The 19,039-nt window shown below is 70.1% G+C and carries 17 protein-coding genes; 12 read left to right on the top strand and 5 right to left on the bottom strand.

All coding sequences use genetic code 11. The features are described from left to right. Positions 1-448 precede the first annotated feature (448 nt). Positions 449-1,102 (bottom strand): N-acetylmuramoyl-L-alanine amidase family protein, encoded by a 654-nt coding sequence (locus C7T91_RS16515; protein ID WP_108260202.1) that lies wholly within the window; start codon positions 1,100-1,102, stop codon positions 449-451. Then, the gene (locus C7T91_RS16520; RefSeq protein ID WP_161555941.1) at positions 1,102-1,782 is read right to left on the bottom strand and encodes a metallophosphoesterase; all 681 of its coding nucleotides are present in this window, start codon (positions 1,780-1,782) and stop codon (positions 1,102-1,104) included. The genes C7T91_RS16515 and C7T91_RS16520 overlap by 1 nt, the downstream gene beginning before the upstream one ends. Before the next feature lie 49 nt (positions 1,783-1,831). On the opposite strand from C7T91_RS16520, the gene C7T91_RS16525 reads away from it, so the two are divergent. Further along, positions 1,832-2,206 (top strand): NUDIX-like domain-containing protein, encoded by a 375-nt coding sequence (locus tag C7T91_RS16525; RefSeq protein WP_161555942.1) that lies wholly within the window; start codon positions 1,832-1,834, stop codon positions 2,204-2,206. 154 nt (positions 2,207-2,360) lie between these two features. Next, a complete protein-coding gene (locus C7T91_RS16530; protein ID WP_236638293.1) occupies positions 2,361-3,098 on the top strand; it encodes a DUF1194 domain-containing protein in 738 nt (245 codons plus the stop codon). A 48-nt stretch (positions 3,099-3,146) separates the two neighbouring features. Here the strand turns inward: C7T91_RS16530 and C7T91_RS16535 are convergent, their stop codons facing one another. Beyond that, positions 3,147-5,429, bottom strand: a complete 2,283-nt coding sequence (locus tag C7T91_RS16535) for a Tex family protein (RefSeq protein WP_108260204.1) — start codon at positions 5,427-5,429, stop codon at positions 3,147-3,149. A 183-nt stretch (positions 5,430-5,612) separates the two neighbouring features. Between C7T91_RS16535 and C7T91_RS16540 the strand changes: the two genes are divergently transcribed. The 8 genes from C7T91_RS16540 to C7T91_RS16575 all read left to right on the top strand — a co-directional run bounded on the left by C7T91_RS16540 (position 5,613) and on the right by C7T91_RS16575 (position 12,303). Next, complete coding sequence (locus tag C7T91_RS16540) at positions 5,613-6,323, top strand: pYEATS domain-containing protein (RefSeq protein WP_108260205.1); 711 nt, start codon at positions 5,613-5,615, stop codon at positions 6,321-6,323. Positions 6,324-6,409: 86 nt separating this feature from the next. Next, entirely contained in the window at positions 6,410-8,104 is a 1,695-nt protein-coding gene (gene ade / locus C7T91_RS16545; RefSeq protein WP_108260206.1) for an adenine deaminase, read from the top strand. Further along, positions 8,097-8,774: a hypothetical protein gene (locus tag C7T91_RS16550; protein WP_108260207.1), complete on the top strand. Its 678-nt coding sequence runs from the start codon at positions 8,097-8,099 to the stop codon at positions 8,772-8,774. The genes ade and C7T91_RS16550 overlap by 8 nt, the downstream gene beginning before the upstream one ends. Before the next feature lie 68 nt (positions 8,775-8,842). Beyond that, positions 8,843-9,313, top strand: coding sequence for a DUF302 domain-containing protein (locus C7T91_RS16555; protein ID WP_108260208.1), 471 nt, complete (start codon positions 8,843-8,845; stop codon positions 9,311-9,313). Positions 9,314-9,331: 18 nt separating this feature from the next. Continuing rightward, positions 9,332-9,994, top strand: a complete 663-nt coding sequence (locus C7T91_RS16560) for a DNA-3-methyladenine glycosylase I (protein WP_108260209.1) — start codon at positions 9,332-9,334, stop codon at positions 9,992-9,994. A gap of 63 nt (positions 9,995-10,057) precedes the next feature. Continuing rightward, positions 10,058-10,897, top strand: coding sequence for an efflux RND transporter permease subunit (locus C7T91_RS16565; RefSeq protein ID WP_108260210.1), 840 nt, complete (start codon positions 10,058-10,060; stop codon positions 10,895-10,897). A gap of 54 nt (positions 10,898-10,951) precedes the next feature. Continuing rightward, complete coding sequence (locus C7T91_RS38535) at positions 10,952-11,323, top strand: precorrin-2 dehydrogenase/sirohydrochlorin ferrochelatase family protein (RefSeq protein WP_330848853.1); 372 nt, start codon at positions 10,952-10,954, stop codon at positions 11,321-11,323. Then, positions 11,263-12,303, top strand: a complete 1,041-nt coding sequence (locus C7T91_RS16575) for an FG-GAP repeat domain-containing protein (RefSeq protein WP_330848861.1) — start codon at positions 11,263-11,265, stop codon at positions 12,301-12,303. Before C7T91_RS38535 ends, C7T91_RS16575 begins: the two co-directional genes overlap by 61 nt. A gap of 869 nt (positions 12,304-13,172) precedes the next feature. On the opposite strand, the gene C7T91_RS16580 is transcribed toward C7T91_RS16575, so the two are convergent. Together C7T91_RS16580 and C7T91_RS16585 are read right to left on the bottom strand one after the other, a co-directional pair. Beyond that, positions 13,173-15,332 (bottom strand): FAD-linked oxidase C-terminal domain-containing protein, encoded by a 2,160-nt coding sequence (locus tag C7T91_RS16580; protein WP_108260212.1) that lies wholly within the window; start codon positions 15,330-15,332, stop codon positions 13,173-13,175. A 192-nt stretch (positions 15,333-15,524) separates the two neighbouring features. Then, the gene (locus C7T91_RS16585) at positions 15,525-16,292 is read right to left on the bottom strand and encodes a DeoR/GlpR family DNA-binding transcription regulator (RefSeq protein ID WP_108260213.1); all 768 of its coding nucleotides are present in this window, start codon (positions 16,290-16,292) and stop codon (positions 15,525-15,527) included. 275 nt (positions 16,293-16,567) lie between these two features. On the opposite strand from C7T91_RS16585, the gene hisN reads away from it, so the two are divergent. Next, on the top strand, positions 16,568-17,359 hold the full coding sequence (gene hisN / locus C7T91_RS16590) for a histidinol-phosphatase (protein WP_108260214.1): 792 nt from the start codon (positions 16,568-16,570) through the stop codon (positions 17,357-17,359). 52 nt (positions 17,360-17,411) lie between these two features. Further along, a complete protein-coding gene (locus C7T91_RS16595) occupies positions 17,412-18,992 on the top strand; it encodes an ABC transporter substrate-binding protein (RefSeq protein WP_236638294.1) in 1,581 nt (526 codons plus the stop codon). Positions 18,993-19,039 lie beyond the last annotated feature (47 nt).

Below are 19,039 nucleotides of genomic sequence, written 5' to 3' on the forward strand. Positions count from 1 at the left end.
ACAGCCGCCGCTCCTCGGCGAATTCGTCGATCAGCGCGCCCTCGGAGGAATAGACCCGGCTGATGGTCGGCGGCGCGTATTGCGCCAGCTGCTCGTGGTTCGGCAGGTCGCGTCCGTACATCCAGAACACGGCACCGATGATCAGGAAGCCGAGAACGGCCCCGATCGTGAGAAAGCTGAAAATCGCTCCGAAGAAGCTGAAAAAGGCGCGCAGCACCGGGATATCCTTGTCCTTGGGTTGCGGTCTTATAATCGCAAGCCCGTCCGGGGTCAAAATCACAATCCGGCAGAAGCGCACAGGTTCCCTGCCGTCGGCAGGGTCCCGCCGCCCCGCCTGCCGCCCGTCCGGTCCCGGGACGCCGCGCCCGACCGCCCGTCCCGGCCGCATGCGCCCCCCCGAGACTGGACGACGAGGCCTAATGCCGTCCTAACGTGGAACGATTCGCGGCTATTGCGCCCCGGCCCAGTCCGCGACGCCTTCGGCCAGCGCCCTCGCCATCGCGGCGCGCCATTCGGGGTCCACCAGCCGCGCACGGTCCTCGGGTTCGGAGAGGTAGCCGAGCTCCACCAGAACCGACGGCACGTCGGCGGCGCGCAGGACGACGAAATTCGAATGCTTCTGCGGCGTCTTGTAGAGGGCGATCCCAGCCGCGCCGATCCTCTCCACCAGATCGGCGGCCAGCGCGTCGCTGGCCTGGAGAGACTGTTCGCGCGCCATTTCCATCAGCACGCGCATCGTGGCGTCATTGACGTCGCCCTCGGCGCTGGCCAGCGCGTTGCGTCCCAGCCGGTTCAGCAGGAAGCGGTCGCCCGATCCGGCCGAGTCCGCCGAGAGGCTGTGCACCGAGGCGCCGGTGGCATGGCCGACCAGCACCGCATCCGCATGCAGCGACACGAAAAGGTCGGCGCCCTCGCGCGTCGCCTTGGCCACCCGTTCCGAGAGCGGCACGAAGCTGTCGTCCTCGCGGGTCAGGCTGGCCTCAAAGCCGCGCGCCTCCAGCTCGTCCTTCATCTGCCGCGCCAGCCGCAGCACGATGTCGGCCTCGCGGATGCCGTCATACTGGGCCCCCGGATCCTGGCCGCCATGGCCCGGATCGATCATCACATGCAGCTTGTACCCGGCGCCCGGGCGCTCCTCGGCGATCGGCTCGGGCGCGGCCTTCCAGCGCGCCGCCGCCCGGTCGAAGGTCGCCTGGTCGGCTCCCGGCCCGCCAGGATGCGGCGGTCCCAGTCCATGATCTGCGGCGGCACCGCGCCGGTCACGCCGATCCGCAGCCGCCGGATCCGGCCGGTGCTGTCGGCCAGGTCACGCTCCAGCAGGGTCCAGGGCGGCAGCAGCGTCTCGTCCTCCTGCGGTGCCGTGCCTTGCCGCGTCGCCACGTTGGCGCAGACCAGCGGATAGGCGGCCGCGGCCGCCGCAGCCTGCAGGAAGGGCAGGCCGTAGTTGAAATCATGGTTGCCCGGCACGGCGGCATCGACGCCCAGCCGATTCAGCGCGTCGATCATCGGATGGGGCGCGCCGCCGCCCTCGCCGGCCGCCGCCCAGTCTCCGAGCGCGGTGCCCTGAAGCGTGTCGCCATTGTCGAAGAGCAGGCAGTTTGCCGCCTCCGCCCGGGCCGCGCGGATCAGCGTGGCCAGCCGGGTCAGCCCGGCGGCAGGCAGCGCGCGGCCGGTATCGTAGTCATGGCCGCGCAGATGGGCATGGAGATCGGAAATGCCGAGCAGCCGCAGATGGATGCGCGGGGCGTCGCCCGGGGAGGGCGGAGGGGGATTCTGCGTCACGGCGTCTCCTGCTGGCCTTGGCATCACAGCTAGCAAGGGGAGCGGCCGCTTGTCCATCGCGGCCGCGCTCCGGCGCGGATTGCATGGTCCGGGGGGCTGTGTCATTCGGCCACCGGTGAAACCCGGAGAGGCGGCGGATAGCATGGCGCAAATGGACAGCTATTGTTTTCAGGGCAGCGATCTGGACCGGGCGGCGCATCTGCGCCTGCAGACGGCGGAGCTGCTGGGCCGTGCGGATGCGCGCATCCTGCCAATCTGGCGCGGCAAGATCCTCGTGGCGGGCGATCCCGCCGATCGCGTGGCCTGGCTGGAGCCGGGCCAGCCGGGTCTGGGCGGGCGCGCGGAGGACACGGTCTTCCTCGGGCTCGAGGACGGCGCGGGGGCGGCGGCGCTGCTGGCCCTGGTCCGGCGGCGCGCGGCCTGAGCCCGTCTTCCGGGCAGGCGGTGCCGCTTTGGGCACCTGCCTGCGCAGCGGCGCGTCCTCGTTAATCACTTCTTCGTGTGGCCGTGCAAGCCTCTTGGTGGGGTAAGCTCGGCGTCAGACCATGGAGTGCCGAACGAAGGAAGGAGCCGTACCTATGCGTCTGACCTCGATCATGCCGGGCCTGTGCCTCTGGCTCGCCGCCGGACTCGCCGCCCCCGCCGCCGCTCAGGATGTCGAACTCGAGCTGGTTCTGCTCGCCGATGCCTCGGGCTCCATCGACCGTTCCGAAACCCAGTTCCAGAGGCAGGGCTACGCCGATGCGATGACCTCCGACGAGGTGCTCGATGCGATCGCCAAGACCGCCTATGGCGTGATCGCGGTCACCTATGTCGAATGGGCCAGCGCCGGAGAGGAGGACATCGTCGTCCCCTGGATGCTGGTCGACGGCCCCGAAAGCGCCGCCCGCTTCGCCGAGGCCGTGATGGAGCCGCCGCGCCGCGCCTTCGGGCGCAACGCGATCGGCTCGGCGCTGCTGACCGGGCTCGCGCTGATCGAGAGCAACGAGTATGACGGCTGGCGCAAGGTGATCGATTTCTCCGGCGACAGCGCCAACAGCTGGAACGGCCCGCCGGTCGAGGCGGCGCGGGCCGAGGTTCTGGCCGCCGGCGTGACCATCAACGGGCTGGCCATCCTCTGCCGCAGCTGCAACGGCCGACCCGCAAGCCGCGACCTCGAAAGCCAGTACCGCGACCGGATCATCGGCGGGCCGGGCGCCTTCGTCGTCGCCGCCGAGAGCCGCGACACCTTTGCCATGGCCGTGCGCCGCAAGCTGATCCTCGAGATCGGCGGGATCCATGGCGGCCCGGCCTATGCCGGGGACTCTGCGCGGTAGCCACCTGAGTCCCGCTCGCCCGCATGGCAGCGCTCCGGGCCGGAGCCCCTAGCCGTGCTGCGGGGCGTCCGCGGGCCCCCCGCCCTTCGGGCCATTGCCGCGGGGACCGTTGCCGCGCGGGCCGCCCGGACCGCGGGCATTGCGGTCCTCGCGCGCCGAGGCACCGCCATCCTTCTTCATCGACAGGCCGATGCGCTTGCGGGGGACGTCGACTTCGGTCACCGTCACCTGGACGATCTGCCCGGCCTTCACCACCTCATGCGGGTCCTTGACGAAACGGTCGGCCAGCTGGCTGACATGGACGAGCCCGTCCTGGTGCACGCCGATATCGACGAAGGCGCCGAAGGCCGCCACGTTGGTCACCGTGCCTTCGAGCCGCATGCCGGGCTTGAGGTCCTTTATGTCTTCCACCCCGTCGGCGAAGCTCGCGGTCTTGAAGCTGGGGCGCGGGTCGCGGCCGGGCTTCTCCAGTTCCGCAAGGATGTCCTGCACCGTCGGCAGGCCGAATTCCGCATCGGCGAAATCCTGCGCGCGCAGCCCCTTCAGCGCCGCCGGGTCGGCCATGATCGACCTCAGGTCGCGGCCGCAGGCGGCGACGATCTTGCGCGCCAGGCCATAGGCTTCGGGGTGCACGGCGGAGGCATCGAGCGGCTCGGTCCCGCCCTGGATGCGCAGGAAGCCCGCGCATTGCTCGAAGGCCTTCGGACCGAGACCGGCAACCTTCAGGAGCGCCTTGCGCGAGGCAAACGCCCCGTTGGCATCGCGATGCGCCACGATCGCCTCGGCGAGGCGCGGGCCGAGACCGGCGACATGCGACAGCAGCGGCGCGGAGGCCGTGTTCAGGTCGACCCCGACCGCGTTCACCGCATCCTCGACCACCGCCTCGAGCGTCTTCGCGAGCCTGCGCTGGTCCACGTCATGCTGGTACTGGCCGACGCCGATCGCCTTCGGTTCGATCTTCACCAGCTCGGCCAGCGGGTCCTGCAGGCGGCGCGCAATCGACACCGCGCCGCGGAGCGACACGTCGAGCTGCGGGAATTCCTTCGCCGCCAGTTCGGATGCCGAATAGACCGACGCCCCGGCTTCGGAGACCACCACCTTGGTTGGCTTCGCCAGCCGCTCGGGCAGGATGCGCAGCGTGTCGGCGACCAGCCGCTCGGTCTCGCGGCTCGCCGTGCCGTTGCCGACGGCAATCAGCTGGACGCCATGGCGGCTGATCAGGTCGAGAACCGCGGTCTGCGCGCCGCGGACGTCGTTCTTCGGCTGGAACGGATAGATCGTGGCGGTGTCGAGAAGCTTGCCGGTCGCGTCCACCACGGCGGCCTTGACGCCGGTGCGGATGCCCGGATCGAGGCCCAGAACCGCCTTCGGCCCGGCGGGGGCAGCCAGAAGCAGGTCCTTGAGGTTGCGGGCGAAGACCTGGATCGCCTCGTCATGGGCGCGGGTGCGGACCTCGCCGAGCAGGTCCATGTACATGGAGAGCCCCAGCTTGACCCGCCAGGTCCAGCCCGCCGCCTTCTGCAGCCACTTGTCGCCAGGCGCATCGCCCTTGATGCCGATCTCGGAGGCGATGATGCCGGTGGCGCGCTCGGCGCCGGTTTCGGGATCGGGTGCGATGGAAAGCGTCACCACTTCCTCGGCGGCGGCGCGCAGGATCGCCAGCGCGCGGTGCGAGGGGATGTCCTTCCACTTCTCGCGATGGTCGAAATAGTCGGAGAACTTGGCGCCCTCGGCCTCCTTGCCCGGCACCACCGCCGCGGAGATATCCGCCTCGGCGCGCATGAAATCGCGCAGCCGGCCCAGCAGGTTGGCGTTCTCGCTGAGCTCCTCGACGATGATGTCGCGGGCGCCGTTCAGCGCCTCCTTGGTGCCCGGCACGGCTTCGGTGACGAATTTCGCCGCGAGCTGTTCGGGATCGGCGCCGCGGTTGCCGCGGATCGCGTCCAGGAGCGGTTCCAGCCCGTTTTCCCGAGCGATCATCGCCTTGGTGCGGCGCTTGGGCTTGTAGGGCAGGTAGATGTCCTCGAGCGCGGCCTTGGTCTCGGCCCCGGCCACGGCGCGGGCCAGCTCGGCGGTCAGCTTGCCCTGCCCGTCGATGCTGCTCAGGATCGCGGCGCGGCGGGCTTCGAGCTCGCGCAGGTAGTCGAGCCGTTCCGACAGGGTCCGGAGCTGGGTGTCGTCGAGCCCGCCGGTGACTTCCTTGCGGTAGCGGGCGACGAAGGGCACGGTCGCGCCGTCGTCGAGCAGCTCCACCGCCGCCGAGACCTGCTTCGGCGTGGCGCTGATTTCCGAGGCAATGGAGCGGGCGATGCGGTCGGCGGTCTGGTCCAAGGGGGATCCTCCTGTTGCGGACCGCCGTTCTAGCCCCGCGCCCCGCCGCCGCCAAGAGCCGCCGCGCTGGCGGGGACGAAATGGCCCGGCCCCGCCCGCAGCAGCGCGGATTTCCGTTGCCAGAGCGCCCGGCGCCGGTGTTCTGTGAACCTGGGCATAACGGAACGGCAGGGTGGCGCGCGCATGCTGGACGAAGGCGCAGCGAAACGTCTCAGGCGGATCGGCTACGGCGTGATCGCCGTCAGCCTCGGTCTGGTCTGGCTGCCCTCGGTCGCGGGCGAGCTGGCGCGCTTCGACAGCGCCATCGCCGGGACGCTGGCCATCGGCATCGGGCTGGTTCTTATCGCCGAGCTCGGCCCCTGGATCAGCAGCCTCAAGGCCGGCGGGCTGGAGGTCGAATTCGGCGACGCGGTCTCGGGCAAGCTCAACAAGCTGGAGGCGCGGCTGGCAAGGCTCGAGGCCGCGCGCGCGGCAGAAGTGCCGGTCCTGGCGGAAGCCGCCGGGAGCGGCGCGATGCACGCCCCCGCGCTGGATCTGCCGGTGCAGTATCCGCAGGACCCGCAGAAGGGCCGGTTCGGCGGCGCGGCCAAGGTGGCGGGCTACCGGCTGTCGGCCGGGTTCCACCTGGTGTCGGAGCGGATCTGCGACATCCTCCTGCGGGTCGACGCCCCTGCGGGCATGGCCACGCCGCCCGGCGCCGTGGCGGAGTTCCACCTGCACCAGACCTTCGATCCGCAGGTCGTGCCGGTGCTGTTCCGAGACGGCACGGCGGAAATGAAGCTGATGGCCTGGGGCGGCTTCACCGTGGGCGTCTGGATCCCGGATGCGGGCGTCGAGCTGGAGCTGGACCTGGCCGCCCAGCCCGACGCGCCGCGCATCGTCCGCGAGCTTTAGCCGCCCCGCCCGGCACCGCTTTCCAAGCGCCGCGCGCTCCGCCATAATCGCGCCGAACGGCCTGTGAACGTGACGGAGTCTCCCCCATGTCCGATCTTGAAAACCGCATCGCCCAGGGTCGCGGCGACCAGCCTGCCGACCTGGTGCTGAGGGGCGGCAAGCTCCTCGACCTCGTCACCGGCGACCTGCTGGACGGCGACGTGGCGATCTGCGGCGACACCATCGTCGGCATCTGCGCGGAGTACGAGGCCGAGCGGGTGATCGACGTCACCGGCCAGATCCTGGTGCCGGGCTTCATCGACACGCACCTGCATGTCGAAAGCTCGCTGGTCACGCCGATGGAATTCGACCGCTGCGTCACGCCGCGCGGCGTCACCACCGCGATCTGCGACCCGCACGAGATCGCCAACGTGCTGGGCGCCAAGGGCATCCGCTGGTTCCAGGAATGCTCGCGCCACACGCTGATGGACCTGCGCGTCCAGATCAGCTCCTGCGTGCCCTCGACCCATATGGAAACCGCCGGGGCGAAGCTCGAGGCCTCGGACCTTCGCCCGCTGATGGGGCACCCGTCGGGGATCGGGCTGGCGGAGTTCATGAACTACCCCGGCGTGATCCACCGCGATCCGGCGGCGCTGGCCAAGCTGCGCCTCTACCAGCGCGGCCATATCGACGGGCACGCGCCCTTGCTGTCGGGCAAGGACCTGAACGCCTATGTCTCGGCCGGCATCCGCACCGAGCACGAGGCGACCAACCCCGAGGAGGCGCTCGAGAAGCTCCGCAAGGGCATGCGCATCCTGATCCGCGAAGGCTCGGTCTCGAAGGACCTGCATGCGCTGCAGCCGCTGCTGACCGAGCGGACCTCGCCCTACATGTGCCTCTGCACCGATGACCGGAACCCTCTGGACATCGCCGAGCACGGCCATCTCGACTACATGATCCGCACGCTGATCGCCCTCGGCACCCCGCCGCTGGCCGCCTACCGCGCCGCGACCCTCTCGGCGGCGGAGGCCTTCGGGCTGAAGGACCGCGGCATGATCGCGCCCGGCAAGCGCGCCGACATCGTCGCCATCGACAGCCTCGAGGGCTGCCATGCGCAGCTGGTGCTGGCCGCGGGCGTCGAGGTGACCGAAGCCGCCTTTGCCGCGCGCACGCCGGTGCAGCCGATCGGCCGCAACTCGGTCCGTGCCCCCGAGGTCGAGGCCGAGAGCTTCCGCCTGGCCGGCAATGCCGAGGCGACCGACGTGATCGGCATCCGCGAGGGGCAGATCCTGACCGACCACCTGCACGAGACCGTCGCCATCGCCGACGGAGACAAGAAGCCCGACGCCAAGCGCGACCTGATGCGCATCACCGTGATCGAGCGCCACGGCAAGAACGGCAACATCGCCAACGGCTTCGTCAAGGGCTTCGGGATGACCGCCGGGGCGATCGCCTCCACGGTCTGCCACGACCACCACAACATCGCCGTGGTGGGCGCCGACTATGCCGACATGGCGCTGGCGGCGAACCGGCTTTCCGAGATCGAGGGCGGCTTCGTGGTGGCAAGGGACGGCGAGATCCTCGCCGAGCTGGCGCTGCCGGTGGCCGGGCTGATGAGCCTTCTGCCCTTCGAAGAGGTCAAGGACCGGCTGGTCGATCTGCGCGCCGCCGCCACCGGCCTCGGCGTCGTGCTGGAGGAACCCTTCCTGCAGCTCGCCTTCCTCGCCCTGCCGGTGATCCCGGCGCTGAAGATCACCGACCGGGGCATGGTCGATGTCACGAAGTTCGAAATCATTGCGTAAGGTCCTGCTCTGCGCGCTCGTGCTGCTTGCGGGCTGCGCGACGCGGCCGCTGACCGAAACCGAGAAATCGTTCCTCGGCACCGCGCTCGGGCCGGGGCTCGATGCCGGGCAGATCACGCTGGCCAAGGGCGCCTTCATCGGCACCTGGCCGATGACCCGCCCGGCGCGGCCCTCGGTCACCTGCCGCGAGAAGATCTGGCCGCCCGAACAGGGCACCGTCACCGGCTATGTCGGCGGCGTGACCGCCTTCGACCGGATCATGATCGCAAGGCGGATCTACGACACCGACTTCCTCGGCGGCTATCCCGAAACCCTGCCGCTGGCGCGCGCCATGTTCCTGGCGCACGAGGCCACCCATGTCTGGCAGTGGCAGCAGCGCAAGCTGACCGGCTACGCCCCCTGGAAGGCCGCGGCCGAGCATGGCGTCAGCGAGGACCCCTATCTGTTCGACATCGCCGGCGACAGGGACTTCCTCGATTACGCCTACGAGCAGCAGGCCAGCTTGGTCGAGGAATATGTCTGCTGCCGCGCGCTCGATCCCGAGGGCGCCCGCACCGGGCGGCTGCGGGCGCTGCTCGATCCCTATTTCCCCGGCATGGCCGGCGAGGAGGCTGCCGGACAGGTGCGAATCCCCTGGAGCAAGGCCGAAACGCGGGGGATCTGCAGCTGAGCGCACCGGGGCGTGACTGGTCCGGAGCGCCCGGCCATGGCAGGATCGCCGCCAGGAAGGAGTCCCCCATGCTGCGCCCCGCGTCCCTCTTCGTCCTCGCCCTCGCCGCCGCCACGCCCGCGGCGGCGGAGATCGACCGCCCCGGCTGGGGCAGCCTCGACACCGCCAAGAGCTATCCGGCGCTGGTCGCGGCGGTGAAATCCGCTGCCACCGCCGAGGGCATGGGCGTCGTCACCGAAGCCGGCCCCACCGAGGCGGCGAAGGCGCGCGGCGTCGTCATCCCCGGCAACCGGGTGATCGGCCTCTTCAGCAACGACCACGCGCTGCGCATCCTGCGGCTCTCGACCGCGGCGATGATCGAGGCGCCGCTGCGGATGTACGTGACCGAAAATCCAGACGGCACCGCCACCCTGTCCTGGAAGCTGCCGAGTGCCGTTTTCGCTCCCTATGCGGATGAAGGCGGCGAGGCGCTGGCCGAGGCCGCCGCCGATCTCGACGCGGTTTTCGCCGCCATCGCGCGGGAGGCCGCCGCAGACTAGCCCGCGAGGAGGGAACCGATGCGCCATTTCGACGAGATCTACGCGATTGCCGCCGGCCGGAAAGGCGGCGCGGCGGCGCTGGAGGCGCTGCTGCCGGTGCCGCTGCCCCCCGAAGCGCTGGCCGCCCTCCCCGAGCACCGCTGGCTCGCCGCCTTCGCCCGGCACCTCTTCGCCACCGGGCTGAGCTGGACGGTGATCGAAGCGAAATGGCCCGGCTTCGAAGAGGCCTTCCGGGGCTTCGACCCGGATGCCTGCGCGATGATCGCCGGCGAGCGTCTCGACGCGCTGGTCTCCGACACCCGCATCGTCCGCCACGGCGCCAAGATCCGCGCGGTGCAGGAAAACGCCGTGCTGATCCGCGAGCTGCGCGCCGAGGGCGGGATCGGCCGGGTGGTCGCGGACTGGCCGGGGACCGAGTACCACAAGCTCGTGGCCCTGCTGAAGGCGCGCGGATCGCGGCTCGGCGGCAGCACCGGCCCCTATGCGCTGCGCACGCTCGGGCGCGACGGCTGGGTGCTGTCGAAGGACGTCACCGCGCGGCTCGTCGCCGAAGGGGTGATCGACGGGCCAGCCACGTCGAAATCCGCGATGGAGAAGGTCCAGGCGGCGTTCAACGCCTGGACCGCGCAGTCGGGACGCGGGCTGAGCCAGGTCAGCCGAATCCTCGCCGCCAGCATCTGAGCCCGGTCCCCCGCCGGACCTGATCCGGCGGCTCCCGGCCCGCTGACGGGCTCACCCGGCGGGATGCGAGGCGCCGTAGCTGTCCTCCAGCCCCTGCCAGACCAGCGCGCCGAGCGCCGCGCCGGCCACAGCTTCCCCGGCCTGCCGCTCTCGGCCGTGGCCGATATCCGCCTGGAGCCGGCCAAGCCCGAGATCACCCGCCGCAACGGCGAACGCACCAACACGCTGCAGGCCTTCGTCCAGCCGCAGGCCCTGCCCGAGGAGGTGCTGGCCGAGGCCCTGTCGCGGCTCGATCTGGCGCTGCCGCCCGGCTACCGGCTGGAGGTCGGCGGCGACTCGGATGCGCGCAGCGACGTGGTGACGAACCTGATCGCGCCGCTCGGACTGATCGTGACGCTGTCGATCGCCACCGTGGTGCTGACATTCTCGTCCTTCCGCCTGACCGCGGTGACCTTCGTCGTGGCGATCCTGTCAGCGGGTCTGAGCTTCCTGTCGCTGGCGGTCTTCAACTACCCGTTCGGCATCACCGCGATCATCGGCGTGATCGGCTCGATCGGCGTGTCGATCAACGCCGCGCTGATCATCCTCTCGGGGCTGCAGGCCGATCCCGCCGCCCGCACCGGCGACACCGGCGCGATGGCCCGCGTCGTGATGGACAGCTCGCGCCATATCCTCTCGACCACCGTCACCACCTTCGGCGGCTTCCTGCCGCTGATCCTCGGCGGCGGCGGGTTCTGGCCGCCCTTCGCCATGTCGATCGCCGGCGGCGTGCTGCTCTCCACCGTGGTCAGCTTCTACTTCACCCCGCAGATGTTCGCGCTGGTCTACCCGCCGCGCGGCCGCCGCGAGACCCGGCGCGACGCCGGGGCCGTGCCGCCCGGGCTGAAGCTCGCCGCCGAATGAGTTCCTCTCGCGCCTCCCGCGCGCTATGTCTGGCGGAAACGCGCGGGAGACCACATGCAGACCTTTCCGATGTTCCTCCAGGTGGGCGGACGCACCGTCCTGATCCTCGGCGGCGGCGAGCAGGCCGCCCAGAAATGCCGCCTGCTGCTGAAGACCTCGGCGCGGATCACCGTGCAGGCCCCCGAGATCGAGGAGGAGCTGCAGGGGCTGGTCGCCCAGGGCCGCATCGCCCATGATCCCGCGCCGCCGACGGCAGCCGCCTGCGGGCGCGCGGCGATCACTTTCATCGGCACCGGCTGGTCTTCGACTGCGACGGCGACGGCCTGCCCGAGATCGCCGCCGCCGGGGGCGCCAATCCGGTCCTGCTGCTCAGGAACCGCGGCGCGATGCGCTTCGAGGCGGAGACCCGCGCGGCTTTGGCCGTGACCGGGGCGACCGGGCTCTATCCGCTCGACATCGACAGCGACGGGCAGGCCGATCTGGCGATGCTGCGCGCCGGGCCGGACCTGCTGCTGAAAGGCGGTCCGGACTGCAGCTTCGCACCCTTCGCGGAGCTAGGCTTCGCGGGCGGCGACCATTGGAGCACCGCCTTCTCCGCCACCTGGGAACCGGGCGAAGCGCTGCCCACGCTGGCCTTCGGCTCCTATGTCGACCGCGCCGATCCCGACGGGCCGTTCGGGGCCTGCGACCGCAATGTCCTCTACCGCCCCGAGGGCGGCCGCTATCCCCCGCCCCTGCCGCTGGAGCCCGGATTCTGCGCGCTCTCGATGCTGTTCTCCGACTGGGGCGGCGGACGGGCCGACCTGCGCATCTCGAACGACCGGCACTACTATGTCCGCGGCGGCGAGGAACAGATGTGGGCGATGGAGGCCGTGCCCCGGCTCTACGGGCCCGCGGATGGCTGGCAGAGCTTCCAGCTCTGGGGCATGGGCATCGCCTCGCGCGATCTCGACGGCGACGGGCGGCCCGAGGTGATGATGACCTCGATGGGCGACCAGCGGCTGCAGCAGCCGGTGCCGGGCGCCGCCGGTCCCGCCTATGAGGACGTGCCCTATGAGCGCGGCACCACCGCGCACCGGCCCCATGCCGGGGCGGACGGACGGCCCTCGACCGGCTGGCATGTCGAGTTCGGCGACGCAGACAATGACGGGCTGGACGACATCTTCATCGCCAAAGGCAATGTCGACCAGATGCCGGACACGGCGATGGAGGACCCGAATTCGCTGCTGCTCCAGGCTCCGGACGGCACGTTCCGCGAGGTTTCGGTGGCGGCGGGCGTCGCCAGCCCGGCGCGCAGCCGCGGCGCGGCGCTGGGCCCGACGCCGCGCTTCCCGGCAACCATTCATGCGCTGCGCCTGCACGGCTTCACCGGCGCCACGGTCCGGCGGCTTTCGGCGCGGACGTAAATGCCATTCGGTGCAGTGCCCCGGACCTATGGCGCTCATGCCCCGCGCTTTGCGAGCTGGCCCGCCGGACCGGGCATCCTGCGGGACATGGACGGCGCCGGTCGGCCGGGCGTTTGCGGCGCTGTCGGCGGAAGGCCCGGTTTCCTTCCTGGGGTGACGGGACCGGCCGCGCCTGCGCCGAATTTTCCGCCAGCAGGCCAGACGGAACGTCAGTCCGCCAAGGCATGAAACAGGCCGCTGGACCAGCCGCTGATGCATGGGCCCCGCTGCATCCGGCTTGGCGCTCCGGCTGAGGGGGGCAGAGGCAAAGCGGGACGGGACCTCTGTCGGGGGGGCTTGGGCAGGACGCGCGCGGCGGCCCGGCGCCTGCGTCTCGGGGGCTGGACCGTCCTGTTCCCCCATAGGCTGGATGCCGGTCGCTATCGCGCTCCGGCATGGTTTGCCGGCCCCCCGACCGCTGCGCCCTGCCGAAAATCCTCCCGGCGGACGCCGGAAAGCGGGACGGATGGCACCCAGAAATGCAGTCCTGCCAGATGATGGCGGAGAGCCCCGTGGAGCCGCCGGATTGTCTGCCGGGCCGTCCTGGCCCCGAGCGTCGGGCAGGGGACCCGGGATGCCGGTCAATTCATGTTCCGCTCCAGCCAGCTTGCCCGGGGGCTGGCGCCGCTCGGGCGCGCGGGGCAGCTGGCGGCGGGGAAGGGGAGGGGCGCACCTCGCCATGGCAGGCCTGAGATCGTGCGGAGGCTAGCTCCAGCTCCGGGGCGTGGCAGAGCATCCGGCCGGGTCTGCCCAGCGGCGCCAAGGCTGGCGGCAACGAAAAAGGGCCGGCCCGAAGGCCGACCCTTGGGTCCGGTCGGTTTTCCGGGGCGTCAGTTGGCCTGGCGGCGCAGGAAAGCCGGGATTTCGATCCGGTCGAGTTCGTCATCCGCTTCCGCGGCCTCGTCGGCAACCAGCTTCGGACCTGCCGCGGCGGCCGGGCGGCCGTGATCGGCAGGCGCATGGCCGTGGCCGGTCATGCGGTTGATCAGCGAGTTGATGCCGAAGCGCGACTTGTCGGCCTGGGGCGCGGCGGGCTGGGCAGCCGGACGGCCTTCCTGGGGTGCCGACGGATCCTTGCGGACGGCGGCGTTGAGGCCCAGCTCGCGCGGCAGGTCGGTCACCCCCATCGCCTTCCCCGCCAGCCCCGAGACCAGCGGCCAGAGCGGCCGCAGCACGGATGCGGCACGGACCATCCACGGGCTGAACCGCTCGCCGATCAGCGCCAGCCGGTCGGCCAGCGGGCGGGCATGGCGGGAATGGTAGTCTTCGAGGAAGGCCGCGCGCATCGCCGGGATGTCGACCTGCACCGGGCAGGTCGAGGCGCAGGCCTTGCAGCCGAGACAGGTGTCGAGCACGCCGAGGATCTCGGCCTCGTCCACCGTCTGCGTCCCCAGCCGCCGGTCCTCATGCCAGGCCCTGAGCGCATCCGCCCGACCCTTCGGCGAGTGGCGCAGATCGCCGGTCGCCTTGAAGGACGGGCACATCGGCGTCGCCGCGGCGTAACTCAGGCATTGCGCATTGCCGTTGCAGCGGAAGGCCTTCTCCAGCGGATCGCCCTCGGGCGCGTTGAACGGCCGGAACGGCGTGGTCGCGATCCCCATGACCGGTCCGCCATTCGACACCAGCTTGCCCGGGTTGAACCGCCCCGCGGGGTCGAAGGCCGCCTTCACCCCTTGCAGCGCGCGATAGGCCCCGGCCCCGATCCAGCCCTCCAGATAGGCGCCGCGCACGCCCTTGCCGTGCTCGCCCCAGAAGATGCCGCCATGGCGGTTCACCAGCGCGAAGATCTCGTCCGACACCTGTTTGAGCCGCTCCCGGTCGGCCTCGCTGTCGATGTCGAGCGCGGGGCGGATATGCAGGCAGCCGACATCGACATGGCCGTAGATGCCGAAGCCCAGCCCATGGCTTTTGAGGATGCCGAGGAAGCCATCGAGGAACGCGGGCAGCTCTTCGGGCGGCACGACGCAATCCTCGACGAAGGCGACCGGACGGGCGCGGCCCTCGACCTTGCCCAAGAGCCCGACCCCGGCCGAGCGCACCGCCCAGAGCTCTCGGATCTCCTCGGGATCGCGGGCGACATGCACGGCGCGGATGCCCGGCAGGCCGCCGAGCCGCGCCTCGCAGGCCGCGATCTGCTGGGCCAGGTCCCCGGGATCGTCACCGTTGAACTCGACGAAGGAGCGGGCGGCATGCGAGGCCTTCACCCCGGCCGCCCAGATCGCCGTGCGCAGCGCGATGCGCTCTTCGCCGATGGTCAGCCCGCCTCCGTCGCAGTCCGCCACCGGCACGCCCTTGCGCACCTCCACCCCGAGCCGCTCCAGCGAGGCCTCGGCATAGTCCGACAGTCCCTCGCGGAAGACCGGCAGGACGCGCGGCCCGGCCTCGACCAGCAGGACCCGGGCCTTGCGCGTATCGATCCGGCGGAATTCGCCGACCAGCGTGCTGCGGGCGAGCTCGGCGATGATGCCCGCCAGTTCCACCCCGGTCGGCCCCGCGCCGATCACCGCGAAGGTCAGCAGCGCCGCCTGCTCTTCGGGGTCTTCGCTGCGTTCGGCGGCCTCGAAGGCCGACAGGATGCGGCTGCGGATGGCGGTCGCGTCGCCCAGCGTCTTCAGCCCCGGCGCCCAATCCTCCCAGGCATCGTTGCCGAAATAGCTGTGGCGGGCGCCGGTGGCGAGGACCAGCGTGTCGTAGCCGATCTCGCCGCCATCGGCGAAGCGGACGCGGCGGGCGGCGGGATCGACCGACTGCACCTCGGCCAGCAGCGTGCGGGCATTCGGCACGTCGCGCAGCAGCGAGCGGATCGGCCAGGCGATTTCCGAGGTCGGCAGGATTGTGGTCGCCACCTGGTAGAGCAGCGGCTGGAAGAGATGGTGGTTGCGCTGGTCGACCAGGGTGATCTCGGCGCCCTTCATCTTCTTCAGGCTCCGCACGCAGGAGATCCCGGCGAACCCGCCGCCGACCACGACAACGCGATGTTTCTGTTCCATGATTTTGTCTTTCGGGTCGTTTCGGACGCTCCTCCCGATAGGCTGCGATATACGCTCCTGCAGGGGAATGGCCAGAGCCCGGGCCGCGCGCTCACGGCCTTGCGATCCCCGCCCGCGCCCGCAGGCGCCGGAAGTCCCGGAGTTTCAAGGCCCGCGGCGCCAATGTCGGCCGGGAAACCGGCCCGCGCGGGCTCAGGCGCGGGCGGAGGCGATCTCGGCGTAATGGGTGAGGCCGCGCGGCAGATCGAACGGTTCGGCCAGCGCGTCGGTCACCAGATGGTCGATCTCGTCGAGCCGGCAGATCGAGACCCGGCTCTCGGTCTCGAGCTTCTCGGAATGGCACAGCATGATGCAGCTGGCCGAGCAGCGGATCATCGCGCGCGCCACCTCGGCCTCGTGCAGCTCGTAATCCGTCGGCCCGCGCTGCCGGTCGATGGCCACCGGCGAGATCACCGCGAAATCGGCCCGGAACCGGTCGATCTCGGACAGGGTCAGCTCGCCATGCACCGCCGGGACGTCGGCATGCGGCCGCCCGCCGAGCAGCAGCGTGTCGCACTCCTGGCCCCTTGTCATGATCGTGGCGATCTCGAGGGAATTCGTGATCACGCGGATGTTGCCCCGGGCCGCCAGAGCGGTGGCGAAGGCCGAGGTCGTGGTGCCGGCATCGACGAAACAGGTCGCGCCCGCCGGGATCAGCTCCAACGCCTTGCGCCCGATCGCGTGCTTCTGCCCGGAAAACTGCGAGGCACGGGCGGCAAAGGCGGGCTCCGGTTCCATCGCGGCAGAGCCGACCGCGCCGCCATGCACCCGCTGCAAGAGCCCCGCTTCCTCCATCTCAAGGAGGTCGCGCCGCACGGTCTCGCGCGAGACGTTGAACCGCGCGGCGAGGCCGTTGGCCGAAACTTTTCCGTCCTGGCCGATCAGCGCGAGAATCTCCGCCTGGCGTTCATGTGACCACATCGGGCTCTCCTTCTCTTGCCACCTCATTGCCGGCCGGGTCCGGGAAAGTCCACATCGCATGTGGCCTTGCGTGGAGATTCCCCGGCCAGATCGCGGTAAAGCCCCGGCTTCGCGTGGCTTTGCGCCCGTTTGCTTGGCAATCCGCCGGAAAATCTGCTGAAATTCGTGTCATTCTGTGTCTTTAAGTGGGAATGCGTGTGTATCTGCGTGTTTTCTGCTGCCACACTGCCCGGCAGCCGCCAAGACTTCCCCAAAAGCGCAGGATACGACACACGATGACAATCCCTCCGGAGATCGCCCTGGCAAATGCCGTCGCCGACGGCGCGCGCGAAATGGCGCTGAGCTATTTCCGCCGTCCGCTCGAGGTCGACGACAAGGAAGACAGCTCGCCCGTGACCGTGGCCGACCGGCAGATCGAGGCCTTCATGCGGGCCCGCATCGCCGAAGCCTTCCCCGGCCACGGCATCTTCGGCGAGGAACAGGACCCGGAGCGGCTCGACGCCGCCGAGATCTGGGTGGTCGATCCGATCGACGGCACGAAGTCCTTCGTCACCGGCCATCCGCTGTTCGGCAACCTGATGGCGCTCCTCCGCGGCGGCCGCCCGGTGCTGGGGCAGATCGAAATGCCCGCGCTCGGCGAGCGCTGGCAGGGCTGGACCGGCCGGGCCACGACCTTCAACGGCGCGCCCTGCCGCACCAGCGGCTGCACCGAGCTCTCCGCCGCGCTGGCCTACACGACCGACCCGATGCTGTTCGAGGGGGACGACCTCGCGGCCTATGAGCTGCTGCGCCGCTCGGTGCGGCTGCTGCGCTTCGGCGGCGACTGCTACAATTACGGGCTCCTGGCCTCCGGCCATTGCGACCTGGTGCTCGAGATCGGCCTGCAGCCCTATGACTACCTGCCGGTGGTGCAGGTGATCGAGGGCGCGGGCGGCGTGATCAGCGACTGGGACGGCAAGCCGCTCGGGCTGGGATCGCGCGGCGACGTGCTGGCCTCGGCCACGCCCGAGCTGCACGGCAAGATGCTCGACCGGCTGGCGCAGCTCCGCGCCACCGTCCCCGCCTGACAAAACCAAGAAAAACCAAGCAACAACAACAGTTCCCGACAGGAGAGTTAAAGTGCTGAACAGACGGTCCTTCCTGAACTACGCCGCCATGGCCGGCGCGGGCGTCGCGCTCCACCGCGTCAACCCGGATTTCTTCCTCGGCACCGCCCATGCCGCCATCGACCGCCCGCTGGTCTTCCTCTCGGCCGAGAACATCACCGGCAACTGGGATCCGACCGCGCATACCACGCTGTCGCAGTCGAATATCGAAGGCTTCGTCATGGGCTTCCTGACCCGCGCCCCGATGCGCCCGGAAAACCCCGACGAGGTGATCTACGAGCTCGCCACCGAGATCAACGAGCTCTCGGCGACGCGGCTGGAGATCAAGCTGCGCGAAGGCGTGACCTTCCATGACGGCAAGCCCTTCACCTCCGAGGACGTGAAGGCGACCTTCGTCTACGGCTCGGGCCTCGACCGTCCGAAGCAGGTTTATCCCGGCGCCACCGACACGTTCGAGGTCGAGACCCCCGACGACTACACCGTGATCGTCGACACCTCGAAGGGCGGCTACGGCGCCAGCCTGTTCATTTTCCTCGCCTCCTACCTGCCGATGCTGTCGGCCAAGGACATCGCCGAGGGTCCGCAGGGCATCCTCAGCCAGCGCCTGAACGGCACCGGCCCGTTCAAGTTCGTCGAACAGCGCGGCAACGACACGGTGATGGAGGCCTATCCCGACTACTTCAAGGGCACGCCGACCATCCCGGGCGTCACCTTCTCCTTCGTCGGCGACGCCACCACGCGGATGCTGTCGCTGATGAACGGCCAGGCCGACGTGATCGAGCGCCTGGAGCCGGAACAGCTGGAGACGCTCGAAGGCAATGACGAGATCAAGATCTCGAAGCTCGTGTCGGTCGAGAACAAGTACCTGTGGTTCCGCTGCTCGAAGCCGCCCTTCGACAACCCGCTGCTGCGCAAGGCAGCCGCCCACGCGATCGACCGCGAGCTGATCATGGAGGTCATGGGCACCGCGGGCCACGCCTCGGCGAACTTCGTCTCTCCGATCAAGTTCGGCTATGTCGATCTCGACAACTACCCCGAATACGATCCCGAGGAATGCCAGCGCCTGCTCGCGGAGGCGGGCTATCCCGGCGGCCAGGGTCTGCCCGAGATCGAGTACATCACCTCGACCGGCTTCTATCCGAAGACCAAGGAATATGGCGAGGTGATCGCCGCGCTGATGCAGGAGCAGGGCTTCCCGGTGACGCTGAACGTCATGGAAGTCGCGGCCTGGAACGAACGGCTCTATGACCGTCCCGGCGGCGGTCCGGGCCACATGGTCGATTGCGGCTGGTCCACCGGCTCGCCCGAGCCCGACCTGGTGCTGCGCACGCATTTCCATTCCACCTCGAAGCGGATCTGCGGCATCGAGGACCCGGAAATCGACGCGGCACTCGACGAGGAGCGCAACGCCGCCTCGCTGGAGGAGCGCCAGGCCTCGCTGCAGGGCAACCTGATGCCGATGCTCGCCGACAAGGTGCCGGCGCTGTCGCTGTTCACCTCGGTGCTGATCCACGCGATGCGCGCCGATCTCGACGGGCTGTTCATCTATCCCGACGGGTTGTCGGACGCCTCGCAGGTGACCGAAGCTTCCTGATCCCCTGACAGGGGCGGCGTCCGCGCCGCCCCGCAGCCCCTGCCCCG

Source organism: Mangrovicoccus ximenensis, assembly GCF_003056725.1.
GTDB lineage: Bacteria > Pseudomonadota > Alphaproteobacteria > Rhodobacterales > Rhodobacteraceae > Mangrovicoccus > Mangrovicoccus ximenensis.